Raw genomic sequence first — 20,164 nt, 5'->3', positions numbered from 1 at the left:
AGTTTGAAAATGGGGTGTTCACGGCTGGCGCAAAAAGCGCGCAGCCCACACACAGGCAATATCGAGCATGCGGTTGGAAAACCCCCATTCGTTATCAAACCAGACCAGCATATTGACCAGCCCGTCCCCATTGGTTCGGGTTTGCGAGCCGTCCACTACAGCAGAGTGTGGATTGTGATTGAAGTCGATCGAAGCATGGGCCTGATCGGAGTAGTCAAGAATACCAGGCCATTGCTGTGCTGCTTTCTGGAATAGCTGGTTGATTTCATCCCGGCTGGTGTCACGCTCCAGATTGACCATCAAATCAATGGCCGACACGTTCAAGATGGGCACACGTATGGATTTGGCCTGAACCTTGCCTTTAAGTTGCGGCAAAAGGCGCTCTACGCCGGTAGCCAACCCGGTAGAAACCGGAATCATGGATTGCAAGGCGGAACGGGTACGGGCCAGATCGCTGCTGTGGTAGCCGTCGATCATGGGCTGATCGTTCATGACCGAGTGCAGCGTGCTTAAAAAAGCATGGCGTATGCCAAAGGTTCTATCCAGCTCTGCCAGAACCGGGATGATGGCATTGGTGGTGCAAGAGGCGTTGGAGACAATCCGCTCGTCCCCCTGCAGTTGCTCATGATTGATGCCCAACACAGCGGTGAAATCGACATCTTGAGCACTATTGCCGGGGTTGGACACCAGAACACGCGGGCAACCGGCGTTCAGAAACTGCTGCAGCTCGGTGCGGCGACCAAAGGCACCACTGCATTCGATCAGCATATCCAGATTCAGTGCCGCCCAGTCTATGGCCTTGGGGTCGGTTTCATGCAGCACCCGAATGGCTTTGCCGCCCACAATCAGTTCGTGCTCATTGTGCTCTACCTGGGCCGGAAACACGCCATGAGTCGAATCAAAGCGCGTCAGATAAGCCATGGTGGCAATCGTAGCGGGCTCGTTGATGACGACGACATCAAACTCTTGGGCTCGAGGAGATTCGTAGATGGCGCGCAGCAGGCATCGGCCAATGCGGCCATAACCATTGATCGCGATGCGGATGGGACGAGGTAGCGGCATGATCAGGAAAAATCAGAAGGTAATAGAGAATCCGCCGTCTACAACCACAATATGGCCATTGACATAGGAAGCAGCCGGAGAAGCCAGGAACACAGCAGCGGCGCGGATTTCATCCGGATTGGCCCAACGCCCCAAGGGATTACGGCCAACGACCAAAGGCCCCTTGACCGGATCCTGTGCCAAAGCTGCATTGCTTTCCGTGGCAAAGGTGCCGGGGGCGATGCCGTTGCTGGTAATGCCCTGCCCGCCAAATTCTACGGCCAGTGCTCGCACCATGCCGGCCAGACCCTGCTTGGCAACGGGGTAAATAGCGTCGCCTGGGCGAGCCAATGGGCCTGCAATGGAGGTCAAGGTCACAATACGGCCTTGCCGGGCCTGGATTTTGAGCATGGCCTGGGCGGCGTATTTGGACAGTTTCAATGTGGCTAGCAGGTCAATCTGCAGTAATTGTTCAATATCGTCCCAATCGGCATCCTGCAAGCGGCTGCGTAGTCGCACACCGACATTGTTCACCAGAATATCGGGCGTGCCGACGCGCTGGCACAGGGCTTGATAGGAGCCGGGCAAGGAGCCCAGATCGGCCAGATCGTGCTCCCAGGTATCGATCTGGACTCCGCCTGCTTTAAGCTCGTCGGCTAGAGGCTGGAGTTTGCGGGCGTCACGGCCATGCAAAATCACATGGGCGCCATGGGCGGCGTAGGCACGGGCGATTTCCAGGCCCAGACCGGCGGACGAGCCGGTTACCAGCGCGCAACGACCGGCGAGGGAGAAATTGGCTTGGTAGGAGCGTAAATCAGTCATTATCTACAGCGTATGGCGTGCTTGGCCACGGTGGAAAGCCACAATGTTGTCGATCAACTGGTTTGCCAGTGTCTGCATGGCCTCCTGACTGGCCCAGCCTATGTGTGGCGTCAAAATGTAATTGGGTAAGTCTAACAAGCGCATCAGGATATGGTCAGCAGGCGGCGGTTCGGGCGTGCACACATCAATACCTGCGCCACCCAGCCAGCCTTGCCGCAAGGCGTGCTCCAGCGCCTGATTGTCGATCAGCCCGCCACGGGCGGTATTGATCAGCAAGGGACGGCGTGGGGCCATGCGCTCGAACTCGGCCATGCCCAGCATGTTCTGTGTTTCTGCAGTCAGCGGGCAATGCAAGGAGAGGATATCCGCCTGTTCCAGAACCTGCTCGAAAGGCACGCGGTCGTCCGCATTGCTGACGAGGGTCTGACCACGGCGCTGAGCAAAGATGACCTTCATGCCCAAGGCTCGACCCATACTGGCAGTGGCTTGCCCCAGAGAGCCCGAGCCAATCAGCCCCAAGGTGGAGCCCGCTAAGTCACGGATGGGATAGTCGAAATAACAGAACTGCTGGGCTTGTTGCCAGCGGCCTTCCTTGACGGACTGGCGGTACGCGCAGATATTGCGACGCAAGGCAAAGATCAGCGCAAAAACGTGCTCCGGAACACTACGTACGGCATAGTCGCGGATGTTGCTGACCACAATCTGGCGTTCGCGGGCGGCATCCAGATCAATATTGTCGCTACCCGTGGCGGCCAGTGCGATCATTTTCAAATTGGGTGCGGCCAGCAAATGCTCGCGTCGCAGCGCCACTTTATTGCTGATGACAATATCAGCATCAGCAATACGTTCGGCTACTTGATCGGAAGTGGTACGCCCGTAAACGTACAGTTCATGTTTAAAGGGAACCTGTGGCAGCTCGACGCTGTCTGAAAGCGTTTCCCTGTCCAGAAAAACGATACGAGTCAAAGAAGTCATGCCTGTCCTTGTCCTTGAGCTGCCCCTGGTATTCTGGCCCTATTTTCAGAGGGTTCTTGCCTTTGCTTGGGACCATCATCCGATATAGTAATGGGATTGATGCAGGCTTGTCCCTGGTCTCACTCTCATAACCCTGTTTTATAGGTTATTGCTTATGCTCTTGTCCCTCTTGCTCTCTTTGGGCGCCCATACCCTGATACCGGATAACGTCGCTAGCAACACTCCCCCACTGTACGACATACGGGACTTCTTCCAGAATCCCAAGCGCAGCGGGTTCCGAATTTCGGATCAGGGGAGCATGCTCGGCTTTATGGAACCCGTCAAAATCGACGGTCACCCCGCTCGGCAAAATATCTTTGTGCAAGAGTTAAGAGGCAGTGAGCCGGTCGGTGAGCCTCGTCGTGTCACCGCCGAACACCAACGGGATATTGCCGAGTACTTCTGGAAAGGCGACGAGACCGTTATTTACGCCAAGGACGTCAATGGAGACGAGAACTATCACGTTCTGGCTGTAAATGTGATCACGGGCAAAGTCACGGACCTGACACCGCTGGAAGGGGTGCGCGCCGGTGTACAGGACGATTTGCCGGACGACCCGGAGCATATCCTGGTGTCGCACAATGGCCGTAACCCGGAAGTGTTTGATGTCTACAAGGTGAATGTCCTGACCGGCGAAAGCACCCTGGCTGCCGAGAACCCCGGCGATGTGCTGGGCTGGAGCACGGACCATCAAGGACGTGTGCGTCTGGCGATTTCGATCTCCGGCGTAGATTCCGAACTGCGTTACCGTGACAGCGAATCCGAGCCTTTCCGCAGCATTTTGCAAACGGACTTCCGTACCGAAGTCAGTCCCCTCTTCTTTCACGCAGATAACCAGCGTTTTTACGCGCTGAGCAATCGTGGCCGTGACACTTTGGCTTTGGTTCTGATTGATCCAGCTAAACCTGATGACGAAGAAAGAATCTACGAATTACCCCATCATGATTTGATGGGCGCTGGCTATTCCCGCCTGCGCCAGGTGCTGACCTCGGTGGATTACTACACCGACAAACCTGGCCAGTATTTCTTTGACGAGCATAGCGAGAAGATCCACGCGGCCATTGCGCGCCAACTGCCTGGCTACGAGATCAGCGTCCAGTCCATCACCCGTGATGAAAAGAAAATGATTGTGGCCAGCTACAGCGACCGCAATCCAGGCTCACGCTATCTTTACGATGTGGACAGCAACAGCCTGTACAAGCTGGCTGTCATCAACAGTGCCTTGCCAGAGAGTGATATGGCGGTCATGCAGCCCATTGAGTTTACGGCGCGTGACGGCATGAAGATCCACGGCTACTTGAGCTTGCCGTTGGGTGTGCCCAGCCGGAATCTGCCTGTGGTGATCAACCCGCACGGTGGCCCCTGGGCGCGCGACTATTGGGGCTTTAACCCCGAGGTACAGTTCCTGGCCAACCGTGGCTACGCCGTCTTGCAGATCAACTTCCGTAGTTCGACCGGTTATGGTCGTAAATTCTGGGAAGCGGGCTTCAAGCAATGGGGTCTGAGCATGCAGGACGACATTACTGATGGAGTTCAGTGGCTGATCGATCAAAAGATTGCCGACCCCAAGCGCATTGCCATTTACGGTGCCAGCTACGGGGGTTACGCGACCTTGGCCGGTATCGTCAAAACCCCGGACTTGTACGCGGCTGCGGTCGATTATGTGGGGGTGTCCAATTTGCTGACTTTCATGAACACGATTCCCCCGTACTGGAAACCCCTGCTGGTGAAAATGCATGCCATGGTGGGCGATCCGGAGAAGGACAAGGAGTTGCTGGAAGCCAACTCCCCCGTTTTGCATGCCGACAAGATTCGCACCCCGCTCTTTATTGCCCAGGGCGCACATGACCCACGGGTGAACAAGGCGGAAAGTGATCAGATGGTCGATGCCTTGAAGGCGCGTGGTGTGGATGTGGAGTACATGGTCAAGGATAACGAAGGCCACGGTTTCCACAACGACGAGAACAAGTTCGAGTTTTACGAGCGCATGGAACGCTTTCTGGCGCGACATTTGCAGCCTTGATGGTTTTGGAGTGGCGCGACAAGCTCGCGCCATTTTGTTTATCGCACTTTTGGAAAGAGAACGTATGAAACTGTATTACATGACTGGTGCTTGTCCGTTGGTGACCCGCATTGCATTGGAGTGGATAGGCAAGCCGTTTGAATCCCAGCGCGTCAGTCGCGACGAACTGCAACAAGAAGCATTCTTGAAACTGAACCCCAACGGCGCTGTGCCGGTTCTGGTGGACGGTGATCTGGTCCTGACCCAAAGCATTGCCATTCTGGAATACCTGAACGAGAAGAACCCGCAAGCCAATTTGATTGGCAGCACCATCGAACAACGCTTTGAAGCTCGCCGCTGGCTGGCCTTCCTGAACGCCGAAATCCACCGCAACGTGGGCGTGGTGTTCGGTGTGCATCGCTACGCGGATCAGGAAGCGACCCAGGCCGAAGTCAAGGGCAAGACCGCTGCCCTGCTGACCAAGCAACTGGGCGTGATCGACAAGCACCTGGAAGGCAAAGAAACCTTGTCGGGTTCCTTGTCTGTGGCCGATGCTTACCTGTACGTTGTGCTGCGCTGGGCCGGTCTGATGAAGCTGGACCTGTCGGGCATGAAGAACCTGAACGCTTTCTTTGCTCGTATGGAGCAGAACGAAGGTGTGAAGGCGGCCTTGCGTGGCGAAGGCTTGTTGAAGGAATAAGCTTGTGCGCAAAGCGACGAGTGAGTGATTTATCCTTCAGGTCACAGGGGACGAATCAAGCACTTATCTGGCGCACAACACAGCGTGATGCTTTGGGACAGGTCGATAGTGAGTAAAGACAGGTTGTTCAGTTTTTATCGGCAAAGACACGATGGGCCTACTCCCAGACTCCTTGGCTATTATGCAGCAAGCTGGCTTGCCGTAGCTGGCGTCCTGGCTTTGTTCGCCTTCATTAATTTTCATGTGTTAAGGCCCACGGATGTCAGCGGAACGCTGCTGGGAGGCATGTTCGGCACGCTATTTAATCTGAGCTACTGGTTTTTTGGTGCATTTGGGCTTGGTTCGCTGGCCCTGTTCCGACTTCCCGGCTGGCGTATTGCTTGGGTAGTCGCGGGGCTGCTGCAAGTGGGTATCAGCGTGTTATGGCGGATTCATTATTGGCAAGCGTTTGAGCGTGAGGATCAGGTGTTGTCGCCTGGGCTTGGCGAACTTTATGTATCCATGCTGGTAGGGGCAAGCCTCGCCGCGATCGGCATTGTTAACTATCGACAGCTCCGGTGTCACCCGATAGCATTCCACCCAAGCAAGGTTAACACTGTTGTTGCGTGGCTATTGGTCGTACTTTACGTAGTGCTGCCGCTGTATTTCAGTTTACGTACCCCTCTTCCTGACTGCGCCTTTGGCCCCGACGGGCAGCAGCTCACACTCTGCTTGGATAATGAGTAGCAGTGGGAGGTGTGGCCTAGCCTCTTTTGCCCTTGCTCCACTCCTTGTTAAAACGGATGCTTATTGAGACTGGGTAGAGGTGAAGAAAAAAACCAGGGATGGCGTATCGGCCAATCCCTGGTTTTTTTGGGTTTTCAACTTCTCCTTGGCTGCGAGTGCTTTACGCTCCCAAATACGCCTTCCGAATATCCGGATTGGCCAGCAGATTAGCGCCGGTATCCTGCATCACCACCTTCCCGGTTTCCAGTACATAGCCACGGTCTGCAACTTGCAGGGCCTTGTTGGCGTTCTGTTCCACCAGAAACACCGTTACGCCTTCATCACGAATGGTGCGAATGATGTCGAAAATCTGTGCGATGATCAGCGGGGCCAGGCCCAACGTTGGTTCGTCCAGCAGCAGCAAGGACGGTTTGCTCATCAGTGCGCGACCGATGGCCAGCATTTGCTGCTCACCACCTGACATGGTTCCTGCTCGCTGCGCAGCGCGTTCTTTCAGACGGGGGAACAGTTTATAAACGTGCTCTTCCCCTTCGTCGATCTCGCTGCGGCTCAGAAAGAAACCGCCCATCTTCAGGTTTTCCGATACGGTCAGGTCTGGAAAGACGCGACGGCCTTCGGGAGAGATGGCGATGCCTTTGCGCATGATGCGGTGCGTATCGGCTTGGGTAATGTCCTCGCCCATGAAACTGATGCTGCCCGAGCTGGCTCGGGGTGAGCCGCAGACGGTCATGAGCAAGGTGGTTTTGCCAGCGCCGTTCGCGCCAATCAGGGTGACGATCTCGCCCTGATTCACGTCCACGCTAACTTGATCCAGCGCCTGAATAGCGCCGTAATGGGTAGATACGGAGTCCAGCTTCAGCACTTATTCTTCCCCCAGATAGGCTTTGATGACGCGCGGATCATTGCGCACTTCTTCAGGCAGGCCGGTGGCAATGGGTTTGCCATACTCCATGACCAGGATCCGATCCGATACGCCCATAACCAGGCTCATATCGTGCTCGATCAGCAAGACGGCCACGCCGAACTCCCGGCGTAACTGGTCGATCAGGGCCTGCAGATCGCGTTTCTCTTGGGGGTTCAGGCCCGCAGCAGGCTCGTCCAGCATCAGCAAGCGGGGCTTGGTAATCATGCAACGTGCAATTTCCAGGCGGCGCTGGTGGCCATAGGCCAGGTTACCCGCTTCACGGTTGGCCAGATCGGTCAGGCCCATGAAATCCAGCCATGTTACCGCCCGTTCTTTGGCTTCTTTTTCAGCCTGCTTGTAGCGTGACAGGTTGAGCAGGCCAGATAGAAAACCGGCCTTGAGTTGACCGTGCTGGGCAACCAGCAGGTTTTCCAGTACGGTCAGTTTTTTGAACAGGCGCACGTTCTGAAAGGTACGCACCAAGCCTTTTTGTGCCACTTTGTGGCTGGACAAGCCGTGGATGGGTTGGCCTTCGAGGGCGACAGAGCCGGAGGTGGGTTTGTAAAAACCACCGACGCAGTTAAATACGGTGGTTTTACCGGCGCCATTGGGGCCAATGATGGCAAAGACTTCATCTTTTGCCACATCGAAGCTGACGGAATCCACCGCCAGCAAGCCACCAAAACGCATCGATAGGTTTGATACTTGCAGTAATGGGCTCATGAACGCAACTCCACATGAGGGCGTTGCACAGGCAACAAGCCCTGTGGACGCCAAACCATCATGGCAACCATGACCAAACCAAAAATCAACATCCGATACTCCGCGAACTCTCGGGCCAATTCTGGGACCACTGTCAGCACAATAGCAGCCAGAATGACGCCGATTTGTGAACCCATGCCACCCAGCACCACGATGGCCAGGATCAGGGCGGATTCAATAAAGGTGAAGGACTCTGGATTGACCAGCCCCTGACGGGCGGCAAAGAAAGCCCCGCCAAAACCGGCAAACATGGCACCCATGGTAAAGGCAGACAGTTTGATGGTGGTGGGGTTCAGGCCCAACGAACGGCAGGCAATCTCGTCCTCGCGCAGGGCTTCCCAGGCACGGCCAATAGGCATGCGCACCACACGGCTGGAGACTAACAAGGTAATCAGAGCCAGAGCCAAGGCCATCAAATACAGATACACCACCACATCCTGGTTGCTGAAGGTCCAGCCCATCAGATCGTGGAAGGTGGTCTGCCCTTCTGGCGCACGGCGTGCCATGGGGAAACCGAATACGGTCGGCTTGGGAATACCGGATATCCCGTCCGGACCGCCGGTCAGGTTATACATATTGATAAGCAAGAGGCGAATGATCTCACCAAAACCCAGGGTGACGATAGCCAGATAGTCGCCACGCAAGCGCAATACGGGGAAACCCAGCAGGAAGCCAAACAGGGCGGCCATGCCACCGGCTAGTGGCAAAGCTTCCCAGAAGCCCCAGCCTGCGTAGTGATAGAGCAAGGCGTAGGTATAGGCCCCCACGGCGTAAAAACCCACAAAACCCAAGTCCAGCAGGCCTGCAAAGCCAACCACAATGTTCAGCCCCAGGCCCAGCATGATGTAGATCAGCACCAGAGTGGCAATGTCCACTTGGGCTCGACCACCAAAAAAGGGCCAGACCACGGCACAAGCGATCACGATGTACAGCAGGATCTTCTTGTGCTGCATGCTCAGTTTAGGCAAGGTCCAACGGCTTTCACGTACTTTGGTGCGATTGACGTTAGGGCGGATCAACTGAACGACAAAGACCAGTGCCATGCCGATGAGGATGATATGCCAATCGCTTTCCAGATGGGTGTTCATCCCGGCACGTACAATTTGCAGACCAAAGACGGGAGCCACAATAATGCCTGCCAGGACAGCGGCGATAAATGCATTGCTAAAGCGGTTCATCATTAGACTTTCTCCACCTCAGGTTTACCCAGCAGGCCCGTTGGGCGGAACAGCAAGATAAAGACCAACAGTGAAAAGGCCACAATGTCCTTGTACTGCGACGAAATAAAGGCAGCCGCAAAGGTCTCTGCCAGACCCAGCAAGACACCACCCAGCATGGCGCCAGGAATACTGCCAATCCCGCCCAGCACAGCGGCTGTAAAGGCCTTGATGCCGGCAATAAAGCCGATAAAGGGGTTCAGTTTGCCAATGGCAGTGGCAATCAGCACACCACCCACGGCAGCCAGCATGGCGCCAATGATAAAGGTGAAGGAAATGATTTTATTGGTGTCGATTCCCAGCAGATTGGCCATTCGCAAATCTTGCGAACAAGCACGCGAGGCGCGACCCAGGCGCGAGTATTTGATGTAGAGGCTAAGCATGATCATCAGCACGACGGTCACGACAATAATCATGACGCGCGAGTAAGGCGCTGTCACTGTAAAGCCGTCTGAACCCAGACTGAACTGGAAGGAGCCTGTCAGCAAGGCAGGTACCGCCATATCGCGTGCGCCTTGGCCCAGGGCAACCCAGTTCTGCAAGAAAATGGACATACCAATGGCTGAGATCAGCGGAACCAGTCGAGGGCTGCCACGTAGTGGTGCATAGGCAACTTTTTCAATTGCGTAGCCGTAAACGGCGGTTACCAGCATGGCAACCAGCAACATGATAAGAATGATCAGCCAGATGGGCAGACCCGAGCCTACGCCAATCGCAGTCAGGGTAACCAGCCCGACATAAGCGCCGATCATGTAGATCTCGCCGTGGGCAAAGTTAATCATTCCGATAATGCCATAGACCATTGTGTAGCCGATGGCGATCAGTGCATAAATAGCGCCCAAGGATAATCCATTGAACAGCTGCTGCACGATCTGAGGGAGTAAATCAGACATGCTTGTTTTTTTCCGTTGAGTCCGTCGTTTTGTTTTGAGGCTTTGTGGGCATCCAAAAGCAATGCCCCCGTTCTTCGTAGAGAGCGGGGGCACAGTATCCAGTCTTATTTCTCAACCAGATCAAAGTTACCTTCTTTATCCCACTTGAAAACGGCAAATTCGAAATGCTTCAAATCACCCTTGGCGTCGTATTCTACCTTGCCAATGGCGGTATTGAACGCATTTGCGTGCATGTAGTCGGCTCCCTTGGCCGGATCCTCGCCTACGGCATTGATCGTATCCGCAATAATTTGCACGGCTGCGTAAGCTGGGAAGGTAAACGCCCCGTTAGGATTACGCTTGTATTTGCCGAAGTTTTCCATCACGTCTTTGTTGGCCGGCATCTTGGTGAAGTCAGTTGGCAAGGTGACCAGCAGGCCTTCCACGGCTGGGCCAGCAATAGCCACCAGATCGCGGTTGGCAACGCCTTCCGGACCCATGAAGGTGTTGGTCATGCCTTGCTCACGTGCCTGACGCAGCAACAGGCCCAGCTCGGCGTGGTAGCCGCCAAAATAAATCAGATCGGGGTTCACGCCCTTCAGTTTGGTGATCACAGCCGAGTAATCGCTGTCACCAACGTTAATGCCCTCGTACATCACAATATTCATGTTCTTTTTCTTGAGCGCATCACGCACCTGCGTGGCCACACCCGAGCCGTAAGTCTGCTTGTCGTGCAAGACGGCAATGCTCTTGGGCTTGAGGACATCAGCAATATAGTCGGCGGCAAAAGGGCCTTGCTGGTCGTCACGCCCAATGGTGCGGAAAAAGTAATGAGGCTTGATGGTGTCGGTAACCAAGGGCGAGGTGGCACCGGGAGTAATCGCGACAATGCCTTCTTGTTCGTAGATGTTGACGGCTGGCACCGTCGTACCCGAGCAAGCGTGAGCAACAGCGAATTTTGCACCAGAGTTGAGCACGCGGTTGGCCGCCGGCACGGCCTGTTTAGGTTCGCATGCGTCGTCAATCAGGATGGCTTCGAGCTGTTTGCCTTTGACACCCCCGGCGGCATTAATCGCGTCAATTGCGGTCAAGGCACCGGCCTGGATCTGGTCACCGTATTGGGTGGACGGGCCAGTCATGGGTTGAGGAATACCAATTTTGATGGTCTCTGCCGCGTAACTTGTACCCATGGCCATTACGGTAGCCAAAGCGGTCAGAGCGGGGGTGAAGCGTCGAGTAAAGGTCATGGCAACTGTCTCCCGAGGCCGGGGTCTACCGGCATTACTTTTTAGAAAGTGCTTGTTCTGGAGCTTGGATCCACATTGTTTTGCACCAGGGGAACCCATTTTGGGGGAGCTCCTTAAAACTTGTCACTTCGTATAAGCCCTAGCGCCCTATTCATTCATTTTTACATTAAGCAGACAGGGTTCGCGGTGCGTTCCAGAATTCTCCCGCCCACCTAAGCCTGTTATATGGAAAAAGAAAAGAGGAGAACCTTGCGGAACTCCTCTGCTCTTTTTTTTTGACTGCTAATTTATTGCGTTATATCAAGTTTTGACGATGCTATCGGGAGTCGTCCCGATATCAGGCAAACTCTTTGGCCAACTCTCCGGCCCGTACTTTGGCGGCATTGACAGCCTTCTGAACCAGTGGTGTAAAGCCCCCTTCATTCAAGACATTCAGGGCGGCTGCCGTCGTGCCTCCTTTGGAGGTCACACGTTCGCGCAAGACGGAGGGTTCTTCCGGCGACAAGGTGGCCAACTGGGTGGCTCCGTGCAAGGTGGCCAGGGACAGTTGACGGGCTTGTTCAGGGGACAAACCTTGTTCAATACCGGCTTTGATCAAGGCTTCGATGAACAAAAACACGTAAGCGGGACCGCTGCCCGATACCGCCGTGACGGCGTCAATGGCGGCATCGTTTTCAACCCAGACCACTTCCCCAACGGATTTCAACAATTGCTGCGCAATGGCTTTATCGCTTTCATCAACTTGTTCAAGGGCCATCAGGCCGGTAATGCCACAGCCAATAAAGGCTGGGGTATTGGGCATACAGCGGATCACGCGCTGATAGGGCTGGCCAGGTTCGCCCAGCCAGTCAGCCAAAGTCGTTGCCGGAATGCCTGCTGCCACGCTAATGACCAGTGTGTCTTCTTGCAGATAGGGTTTGCAGGCCAGCACGGTTTCTTTCATGACCTGAGGTTTGACGGCAAACACCCAGATACGTTGTTTGGACAAGGCCGGGCCAGGTTCATGGGTGGTCTGTACGCCTTGCTGAGCCCACGATTCCAGTGCTGGGGGGTAAATATCAATGGCCAGAACATCCGAGCCACCGCAGCGTTTCCCGATTAAGCCAGCCGCCAAGGCACTGGCCATATTGCCCGCGCCAATAAACGCCAGCTTAAAAGAGGTATCGTGTGGATTCATCATCGCTCCCATTAAAAATCTGTTCTCTGACGCGTTTTTTTAGCGTTCGAGGGTAATTAGTCATTGCTTATATAAGGCTCTCATGGCTACATTCACGAGAGCGTCATAAACAAGTAATAAGCTTGAGTTTTAAACCTGCTACACCTTAGCGGCACCTTTTATACAGGAGAAAGCCTGATGCGAACAAAACTATTTGCTCTGTCTCTAGCCGGTCTGATTGCTTCTATTGGCACTGCGCAAGCGGCCACAGACATTCAGTTCTGGCACTCAATGGAAGGAGCCTTGGGCGAACGGGTTAATGCATTAGTCAAAGACTTTAACGCATCTCAGTCGGACTACCAGGTTAAAGCTTCGTATAAGGGCAACTATGGCGAGTCCATGAACGCGGGTGTTGCCGCTTTTCGTGCCGGTAATGCCCCCGATATTTTGCAAGTGTTCGAGGTGGGTACTGCCACCATGATGGCCGCCAAGGGCGCCATTGAGCCCGTGCAGGAAATGTCGGAGAAAATGGGTAAGCCCATTAATCCAGCGGATTTTCTGGGTGCGGTTGCCGGTTACTACTCGTCTAATGAAGGCAAGTTGATTTCCATGCCCTTTAACAGCTCCACCCCGGTGCTGTACTACAACAAGGACGCCTTCAAGAAAGCTGGCCTGGATGCCGAGAAGCCCCCCAAGACCTGGCAGGAGCTGCACGAAGCCGCCAAGAAACTGCGTGAGTCTGGTCAAGAGTGTGGCTACACGTCCTCCTGGCCCTCCTGGATTCTGCTGGAGAACTTTGCCGCCTGGCACAACATTCCCTTTGCCAGCGAGAACAATGGTTTTGGCGGCCCCAGCGCCCGCCTGCAACTGGATAACCCGCTGTTCCTGAAACACATGACCTTCCTGGCGGATATGTCCAAGGACGGCTCCTTTTCCTACGGTGGTCGTGGCGATACGGCCAATGCCCTGTTTACCAGCGGCAAGTGTGGCATGTTTACCGGTTCTAGCGGTAACCGTGCCAACATCATCAAAACTGGCGAATTTGAGTTTGGCACCAGCAGCCTGCCCTACTACAGCGATGTTCAGGGCGCGCCCCAGAACTCCATCATTGGCGGCGCTTCCCTGTGGGTCTTTGCCAAGAAATCGGATGATGTCTATAAAGGCGTGACCGAGTTCTTCCACTTTATCTCCAGCCCTGAGCAAGCGGCCGCCTGGCACCAGGACACGGGCTATGTGCCGGTAACCAAAGCCGGCTTTGAAATGACCAAAGACTCCGATTTCTATGCCAAGAACGTGGGCGCTGATGTCGCAGTGAAGCAGCTCGATGCCAGCACCACCGAGAACTCGCGCGGTATCCGCCTGGGTTACTTGCCTCAGATTCGTGACATCGAAGATGGTGTAATGGAGCAGATTTTTGCGGGTAAGGTCACACCTGAAGAGGGTTTGAAAGCCATGCAAACCCGTGGCAATGAACTGCTGGAACGCTTTGAAAAGAGCGTGAAGTAAGCGCGGCCCGCCTACGCGGGTAGTTTACAATCGAGCGTATGAGCGCAACTGCTGATGACGTCCTGTCTTGGCTCCACGCCAGCCAACTGTCATCATGCAGCCTACACCGCTCATACGCTTTTCGTTTCACTGGAAGTCTGTCCACCCTGAGGGGGGCGCTCCCTTCCCATTGCGCGCAAACCTATGGAAAAACGTGTTGTCTTTCGTCATAAGACACTGCCCTATTTGTTGCTGGCCCCGCAGCTAGCCATTACTCTGATCTTCTTCTTCCTGCCAGCCGGTCAAGCGTTGTGGCAGGCTTTTCATTTGGAAGATCCCTTTGGCCTGTCGTCGCAGTTTGTTGGCCTGGACAACTTTACTGAGCTATTCAGTAGCGCGGAATATAGAGCCTCGTTCAAGACAACGGCCGTATTTTCATTGGCTGTGTCGGTACTGGGCTTGGTGGTGGCACTGGTCTTGGCCGTGATGGCGAACCGGGTCATACGGGGTGCGCTACTGTATCGCAGTTTGCTGATCTGGCCTTATGCCGTCGCAACCGCCGTGGCCGGGGTGCTGTGGCTATTCCTGTTTTCTCCATCGGTGGGGATTGTGGCCGTATTCCTGTTGGAGCATGGCATTCAGTGGAATCCGCGCTTAAATGGCAATGACGCCATGTTGCTGGTGGTGATCGCTTCGGTCTGGAAGCAGATCTCCTACAATTTCCTGTTTTTCCTGGCTGGCCTGCAAGCCATTCCGCGCTCCTTGATTGAAGCCGCGGCCATGGATGGGGCTGGCCCCATGCGCCGTTTCTGGGGCATTGTGTTTCCTTTGCTGGCCCCGACGACCTTCTTCCTGCTGGTCGTGAACATTATTTATGCCTTCTTTGACACCTTCGCCATTATTGACGTGGTCAGCCAGGGCGGGCCGGGCGAAGCCACCTCGATTCTGGTTTACCGTGTCTACAACACGGGTTTCCGTGGCCTGGATATTGGTTCTTCAGCCGCCCAGTCTGTGGTGCTGATGGCCGTGGTTGTGGCGCTGACGGTGATTCAGTTCCGCTATATTGATCGCAAAGTGACGTACAGCTGATGCGCAGCAAGGAACACAGTCATGGTTGAACGACGCCCTATTCTTGATTTTTTCACGCATCTGACCCTGATTCTGGGTGTGATCGTGATTGCCCTGCCCCTGTACATCACCTTTGTGGCCTCCACCCAGACCAGCGCAGAAGTGGCCCGCGCGCCCATGTCGCTGTGGCCGGGCTCGCACATGGTGGAAAACTACATCACCGCCTTGCAGGGTACGGCTACCAACTCTCCGCCGGTGGGACGCATGTTGCTGGTCAGCATGGTGATGGCGCTGGGCATTGCGGTTGGCAAGATCATTATTTCCATGCTCTCGGCCTTTGCCGTGGTGTATTTCCGCTTCCCTTTCCGCATGCTGTTCTTCTGGATGATTTTCATCACCCTGATGCTGCCGGTGGAAGTGCGCATCATGCCCACATACAAGGTCGTGGCGGACCTGCAGTTGCTTGACAGCTACGGGGGCCTGATCCTGCCCTTGATCGCCTCGGCAACCGCGACCTTCCTGTTTCGTCAGTTCTTTCTGACGGTGCCCGATGAATTGATCGAGGCTGCCCGTATTGATGGCGCTGGCCCGATGCGATTTTTTAAAGACGTTCTGCTGCCTTTGTCCAAGACCAGCATTGCCGCTCTGTTTGTGATTCAGTTTATCTACGGCTGGAACCAGTATTTGTGGCCGCTGATCATCACCACCAAGGAGGATATGTACCCGATCGTGGTCGGTATCCGGCGCATGATTTCCGGGGGTGACAGCGTGACCGAGTGGAACGTGGTGATGGCAACGGCCCTTTTGGCCATGATCCCGCCTGCCTTGGTGGTGATGCTGATGCAAAAGTGGTTCGTCAAAGGTCTCATCGACTCTGAAAAGTAATTCTCTACAGGCTTTATTGAATGGCTAGCTTACGATTTGAAGGCGTCAAGAAAACCTACCCGAACGGGACGGTCGTTATTCACGGCATTGATGTGGACGTGAAGGATGGCGAGTTCGTGGTGATTGTGGGCCCCTCTGGATGCGGTAAATCAACCTTGATGCGGATGGTAGCGGGTCTGGAATCGGTCACAGCGGGTCAGGTGCTGATTGACGGCAACGTGGTCAATGATCTGGAGCCGGCTGACCGTGACATCGCCATGGTGTTTCAGAACTACGCGCTCTACCCCCATATGTCGGTTTTCGACAATATGGCCTACGGCTTGAAGATTCGTAAGTTTTCCAAGGACGAAATCAAGCAAAGGGTCAATGCCGCTGCAGCGATTCTGGAGTTGGGGGCCTTGTTGGAACGCCGCCCTGGACAACTGTCGGGTGGTCAGCGTCAGCGCGTTGCCATGGGCCGTGCGATTGTGCGTGAACCCAAGGTATTTTTGTTTGATGAGCCCCTGTCCAATCTGGATGCCAAGCTGCGGGTACAGATGCGCCTGGAAATTCAGAAGCTGCATCGCCGTCTGAAAACCACCAGCCTGTATGTCACTCACGATCAGATCGAGGCCATGACCTTGGCCGAGCGCATGATTGTCATGAATCAGGGCATGCCTGAGCAAATCGGGACACCCGCCGAGGTATTCGAAAAGCCTGCTTCCGTCTTTGTGGCCACTTTCATTGGCTCACCGCCCATGAACTTGTTGCCAGTAGAGGTGGATGAGCAAGGTCGGATCATACAAGACAATGGCCAGCCTGTTCAGTTTGGGCCAGAGATGGTGCCTGCTGCCGTACGTGGTCGCAAGGTATTTTTGGGTATACGACCAGAACACATCCAGTTGCATGTGCCTGGTGTGACCACGCAAGTGGAAATGGTGGAAGTTTTGGGTTCTGAACAGTTGTTGCACTTGGGGTGTGGAGACTATCGCATTATTGTGCGCTGCCCGATTGAACAGACCCGCAAGTACCCGATTCAGATTGGCGAGGCCATTCAGATCGGCTATATGCCGCCCCACCCTCTTCATTGGTTTGACCGTGATACGGGTTTGCGTATCGAGGCCTGAACAAGCGCCAATGTCATACCCAATAAAAAAAACCGGCCCGAAGGCCGGTTTTTTAACGAGCAAGAATCAGAAATTACTTGCCGTAGACGGTCTTGGAACCGTCAGCGTGCCAGCTAAAGACGTCAAATTTGAAATCGTTCAGGTCGCCCTGCTCGTTCCAGCTGATTTGACCGATAGGCGTTTTCACGCTGTTGGCGTGCAGGTAGTCGGCAACCTTGATGGGATCATCAACACCAGCACCCTTGATGCCTTCGGCAATCGCGATGGTGGCAGCGTAAGCGGACAGTTGGAAGGCACCGCTAGGATCGCGCTTCTTGTCCTTGAAGGCTTGAACGATGGCCTGGTTGTCCGGATCTTGCGAGAAGTCCGCAGGCAAGGTCAGCAGCATGCCTTCAACGGCCTTGCCAGCAATTGCGTTAATGTCCGGATTACCCACGCCTTCTGGGCCCATGAAGTGGACTTTCACGCCTTGCTCAGCAGCTTGACGCAGCAACAGGCCCATTTCAGGGTGGTAGCCACCAAAGTAGACAAAGTCCACGCCAGTGGATTTCAGCTTGGTGATAACGGCGGAGTAATCGCTGTCACCTGCGTTAATACCTTCAAACAGGGCAACTTCAGTACCTGCCTTTTGCAGTTCGGAGCGAACCGAAGCGGCGATACCTTGGCCATAGGACTGTTTGTCATGCAGGACAGCCACTTTAGTAGGCTTGATCTGCTCCAGGATGAACTTGGCAGCGGCTGGACCTTGTTGGTCGTCGCGACCAATGGTGCGCAGGATCATTTCGTAGCCTTTGCCGTCGGTAACAGCAGGTGCTGTTGCCGATGGAGTCACCATCAACACGCCTTCGTTGTTGTAGATATCGGTGGCCGCGATGGTTGCGCCTGAACAAACGTGGCCCACAACATAGTGGATCTCGTCATTCACGATGCGGTTGGCTGCGACGGGACCTTGCTTGGGTTCGCAGGCATCGTCAACCGTGATCAGTTCGAGCTGTTTGCCCAAAACGCCACCTGCCGCGTTGATTTGTTCGATGGCCGTATCGACGCCTTGTTTGACCATATCGCCATATTGGGTGACCGAGCCTGTGAAAGGACCCGCCAGCGCAATACGGATGTTGTCAGCGTGAGCAGCACCGGACAAGAGCAGACCTGTTGCCAGGCTCATGGCCGCCGCAACAGGAGTGAAACGAATTTTCATAGAAAACACCTCCGTGAATATGCAGGAAAGCATACACCGATAACAGGGCTTTATGCCTGCCTTGGGGCTTAATTCAGGGTTTTCTATAAGAGGAACAAGAAGGGCCACCGTTTGGTGGCCCTTTTTTATCGCTATCTGAGGGCGATAAAGCCGGAATTACTGCAGCAAGCTACGCAGCATCCATGCATTTTTCTCGTGTACGTCCAGACGCTGGGTCAACAGGTCAGCCGTAGGCTGGTCGTCGGCCGAGTCAGCACGATCAAATGCGGCGCGAGCAGTGCGAGCCAAGGCCTCGTTACCTTTGACCAGCAGTTCGATCATCGTGGTGGCGTTTGGTACGGAGGTCGGTTGGGTGATGGAGGACAGCTTCTGGAATTCGGCGTAGGTACCTGGGGCGTAGTGACCCAGGGCGCGGATACGCTCGGCAATGTCATCCAGGGCTTGCCACAGTTCGGTGTACTGCGTCATGAACAGCTCATGCAATGTCTTGAACATGGGGCCGGTGACGTTCCAATGGAAGTTGTGCGTCATCAGGTACACAGTGTAGGAGTCAGCCAGTACCTTGGATAGCTCTTTGACAACTGCAGCGCGGTCTGCCGTCGAAATACCGATATCAATCTTCAGTGCGTTGCTGGTGGCACTGACAGGAGCAGCGGGTTTGGATGCGGCCGTCTTGCGGGCAGCGGCAGGCTTGGCAGCAGGTTTAGCAGCCGGTTTGGCGGGAGCTTTGGCTGCGGTGGCCGGTTTTTTGGTGACGGCCTTTTTAGCGGTCACCTTTTTGGCGGGAGCCTTGGCGGCTGCCGGTTTTGGTTCAGCCTTGACATTGGCTGCAACTGCGACCTTGGTATCAGTGTTCGGGGCCTCTTCGGCCTTGTTGACCTTGGTGGTTTTACTCACTGCTTTCACGGCTTTTGCCATAGTGGACTCCTGTTTAAACAGAGGACTAAATTAGTACTGAAGCAGAATAACACGCAGTAATGATGCGATTTACGCTAGTTCAGGATACGGGAAATTGCTGTTGTATTCGACTTTTAAGTAGTTGACCCCACCCAAGCCGCTTTCCATAATCCCACGGGTCAAGGCATCAATGGCCGAGGTGCGTGGAAAACTTTTGCGCCAGACCAAGGCAATACGACGATCTGGAATGGGTTTTTTGAAAGGAACATAAGCCAGCAGCTCGTTGGCCTGGCCGGGGGCACTTAAGGAGCTTGCGGGCAGGACGGTCAGACCGATGCCGGTGGCAACCATATGTCGGATGGTTTCTAACGAGGAGCCTTCAAAGGTGCGCTGTATGCCTTCACTGGATGCAGAAAACCGGGACAGTTCCGGACACACATCCAGCACCTGATCACGGAAACAATGGCCAGCACCGAGCAGCAGCATGGTTTGGTCTTTCAGTTGTTCAGGATCGATTTCCTTGCGCTTGGCCCAGGCGTGCTCATGGGGCATGGCCACCACGAACGGTTCATCGTACAGCTCGCGGATGACCAGGCCGGTTTCTGGCAAAGGCAGGGCCACAATGGCGCAATCAATCTCACCTTGACGCAGCAATTCCAGCAGGCGCACGGTAAAGTTCTCTTGCAATAAAAGTGGCATTTGTGGAGTCAGCTCGATCTGTTTGGGAACGAGCTTCGGTAGCAGGTACGGTGCTACCGTGTAAATAATGCCAACGCGCAAGGGACCCGCCAAAGGGTCATGACCCTGGCGGGCGATCTCGCGCAGGTTAGCCCCCTCTTCCAGCACTTTCTGGGCCTGGGTGACAATGCGCAGCCCAATGGGGGTAATAGCCACTTCGGGCCCGCCACGCTCGAAGATGACCACGCCTAACTCGTCTTCCAACTTCTTGATGGCGACCGACAGAGTCGGTTGGCTCACAAAGCAGGCTTCGGCAGCACGTCCAAAATGACGCTCGCGTGCTACGGCAACGATGTACTTCAGCTCGGTCAATGTCATGACAAT

The 20,164-nt window shown here is 54.8% G+C and carries 19 protein-coding genes; 7 read left to right on the top strand and 12 right to left on the bottom strand.

Annotated elements, in window-relative coordinates:
- Window positions 1-18 precede the first annotated feature (18 nt).
- The 3 genes from ACDI13_RS17700 to ACDI13_RS17690 are packed head-to-tail and all read right to left on the bottom strand — an operon-like array spanning window position 19 to window position 2,838.
- Entirely contained in the window at window positions 19-1,062 is a 1,044-nt protein-coding gene (locus tag ACDI13_RS17700) for a glyceraldehyde 3-phosphate dehydrogenase NAD-binding domain-containing protein (RefSeq protein ID WP_316990430.1), read from the bottom strand.
- 12 nt (window positions 1,063-1,074) lie between these two features.
- A complete protein-coding gene (locus ACDI13_RS17695) occupies window positions 1,075-1,863 on the bottom strand; it encodes an SDR family oxidoreductase (protein ID WP_316990431.1) in 789 nt (262 codons plus the stop codon).
- Window positions 1,864-1,866: 3 nt separating this feature from the next.
- Window positions 1,867-2,838 carry a D-2-hydroxyacid dehydrogenase gene (locus tag ACDI13_RS17690; RefSeq protein WP_316990432.1) on the bottom strand — a complete coding sequence of 324 codons (972 nt, stop codon included), beginning with the start codon at window positions 2,836-2,838 and terminating at the stop codon, window positions 1,867-1,869.
- A 154-nt stretch (window positions 2,839-2,992) separates the two neighbouring features.
- Between ACDI13_RS17690 and ACDI13_RS17685 the strand changes: the two genes are divergently transcribed.
- The 3 genes from ACDI13_RS17685 to ACDI13_RS17675 all read left to right on the top strand — a co-directional run bounded on the left by ACDI13_RS17685 (window position 2,993) and on the right by ACDI13_RS17675 (window position 6,305).
- The gene (locus ACDI13_RS17685) at window positions 2,993-4,900 is read left to right on the top strand and encodes a S9 family peptidase (protein WP_316990433.1); all 1,908 of its coding nucleotides are present in this window, start codon (window positions 2,993-2,995) and stop codon (window positions 4,898-4,900) included.
- Between the two features lie 64 nt (window positions 4,901-4,964).
- Window positions 4,965-5,579, top strand: coding sequence for a glutathione S-transferase N-terminal domain-containing protein (locus tag ACDI13_RS17680; RefSeq protein WP_316990434.1), 615 nt, complete (start codon window positions 4,965-4,967; stop codon window positions 5,577-5,579).
- A gap of 219 nt (window positions 5,580-5,798) precedes the next feature.
- Window positions 5,799-6,305: a hypothetical protein gene (locus ACDI13_RS17675; protein WP_316990435.1), complete on the top strand. Its 507-nt coding sequence runs from the start codon at window positions 5,799-5,801 to the stop codon at window positions 6,303-6,305.
- Between the two features lie 160 nt (window positions 6,306-6,465).
- On the opposite strand, the gene ACDI13_RS17670 is transcribed toward ACDI13_RS17675, so the two are convergent.
- The 6 genes from ACDI13_RS17670 to proC form a co-directional block, all read right to left on the bottom strand.
- Window positions 6,466-7,167 carry an ABC transporter ATP-binding protein gene (locus tag ACDI13_RS17670; protein ID WP_316990436.1) on the bottom strand — a complete coding sequence of 234 codons (702 nt, stop codon included), beginning with the start codon at window positions 7,165-7,167 and terminating at the stop codon, window positions 6,466-6,468.
- Window positions 7,168-7,932, bottom strand: coding sequence for a high-affinity branched-chain amino acid ABC transporter ATP-binding protein LivG (gene livG / locus ACDI13_RS17665; RefSeq protein ID WP_316988635.1), 765 nt, complete (start codon window positions 7,930-7,932; stop codon window positions 7,168-7,170).
- Window positions 7,929-9,152, bottom strand: coding sequence for a high-affinity branched-chain amino acid ABC transporter permease LivM (livM, locus tag ACDI13_RS17660; RefSeq protein WP_316988634.1), 1,224 nt, complete (start codon window positions 9,150-9,152; stop codon window positions 7,929-7,931). Before livM ends, livG begins: the two co-directional genes overlap by 4 nt.
- Window positions 9,152-10,081 (bottom strand): high-affinity branched-chain amino acid ABC transporter permease LivH, encoded by a 930-nt coding sequence (gene livH, locus ACDI13_RS17655; protein WP_316988633.1) that lies wholly within the window; start codon window positions 10,079-10,081, stop codon window positions 9,152-9,154. Before livH ends, livM begins: the two co-directional genes overlap by 1 nt.
- A gap of 104 nt (window positions 10,082-10,185) precedes the next feature.
- A complete protein-coding gene (locus ACDI13_RS17650; protein WP_316988632.1) occupies window positions 10,186-11,307 on the bottom strand; it encodes a high-affinity branched-chain amino acid ABC transporter substrate-binding protein in 1,122 nt (373 codons plus the stop codon).
- A 337-nt stretch (window positions 11,308-11,644) separates the two neighbouring features.
- The gene (gene proC / locus ACDI13_RS17645) at window positions 11,645-12,496 is read right to left on the bottom strand and encodes a pyrroline-5-carboxylate reductase (RefSeq protein ID WP_372372538.1); all 852 of its coding nucleotides are present in this window, start codon (window positions 12,494-12,496) and stop codon (window positions 11,645-11,647) included.
- A 165-nt stretch (window positions 12,497-12,661) separates the two neighbouring features.
- On the opposite strand from proC, the gene ugpB reads away from it, so the two are divergent.
- The 4 genes from ugpB (at window position 12,662) to ACDI13_RS17625 (ending at window position 17,007) form a co-directional block, all read left to right on the top strand.
- A complete protein-coding gene (gene ugpB, locus ACDI13_RS17640; protein ID WP_316988630.1) occupies window positions 12,662-13,969 on the top strand; it encodes a sn-glycerol-3-phosphate ABC transporter substrate-binding protein UgpB in 1,308 nt (435 codons plus the stop codon).
- Window positions 13,970-14,152: 183 nt separating this feature from the next.
- Window positions 14,153-15,037: a sn-glycerol-3-phosphate ABC transporter permease UgpA gene (ugpA, locus tag ACDI13_RS17635; protein ID WP_316988629.1), complete on the top strand. Its 885-nt coding sequence runs from the start codon at window positions 14,153-14,155 to the stop codon at window positions 15,035-15,037.
- Window positions 15,038-15,058: 21 nt separating this feature from the next.
- Complete coding sequence (ugpE, locus tag ACDI13_RS17630; protein ID WP_042480607.1) at window positions 15,059-15,901, top strand: sn-glycerol-3-phosphate ABC transporter permease UgpE; 843 nt, start codon at window positions 15,059-15,061, stop codon at window positions 15,899-15,901.
- Window positions 15,902-15,921: 20 nt separating this feature from the next.
- Complete coding sequence (locus ACDI13_RS17625) at window positions 15,922-17,007, top strand: sn-glycerol-3-phosphate import ATP-binding protein UgpC (RefSeq protein WP_316988628.1); 1,086 nt, start codon at window positions 15,922-15,924, stop codon at window positions 17,005-17,007.
- A 73-nt stretch (window positions 17,008-17,080) separates the two neighbouring features.
- Here the strand turns inward: ACDI13_RS17625 and ACDI13_RS17620 are convergent, their stop codons facing one another.
- The 3 genes from ACDI13_RS17620 to ACDI13_RS17610 form a co-directional block, all read right to left on the bottom strand.
- Complete coding sequence (locus tag ACDI13_RS17620; RefSeq protein ID WP_316988627.1) at window positions 17,081-18,205, bottom strand: branched-chain amino acid ABC transporter substrate-binding protein; 1,125 nt, start codon at window positions 18,203-18,205, stop codon at window positions 17,081-17,083.
- 156 nt (window positions 18,206-18,361) lie between these two features.
- Window positions 18,362-18,829 (bottom strand): Dps family protein, encoded by a 468-nt coding sequence (locus tag ACDI13_RS17615; RefSeq protein WP_316988636.1) that lies wholly within the window; start codon window positions 18,827-18,829, stop codon window positions 18,362-18,364.
- Window positions 18,830-19,192: 363 nt separating this feature from the next.
- Entirely contained in the window at window positions 19,193-20,158 is a 966-nt protein-coding gene (locus ACDI13_RS17610) for a LysR substrate-binding domain-containing protein (RefSeq protein ID WP_316988626.1), read from the bottom strand.
- Window positions 20,159-20,164: the final 6 nt, after the last annotated feature.

The sequence above is a fragment of the Alcaligenes faecalis genome, from assembly GCF_041521385.1.
Taxonomy (GTDB): domain Bacteria; phylum Pseudomonadota; class Gammaproteobacteria; order Burkholderiales; family Burkholderiaceae_B; genus Alcaligenes; species Alcaligenes faecalis_E.
Note: the sequence above shows the minus strand (reverse complement) of the source record. Positions and strands in the feature narration are given on the sequence as shown.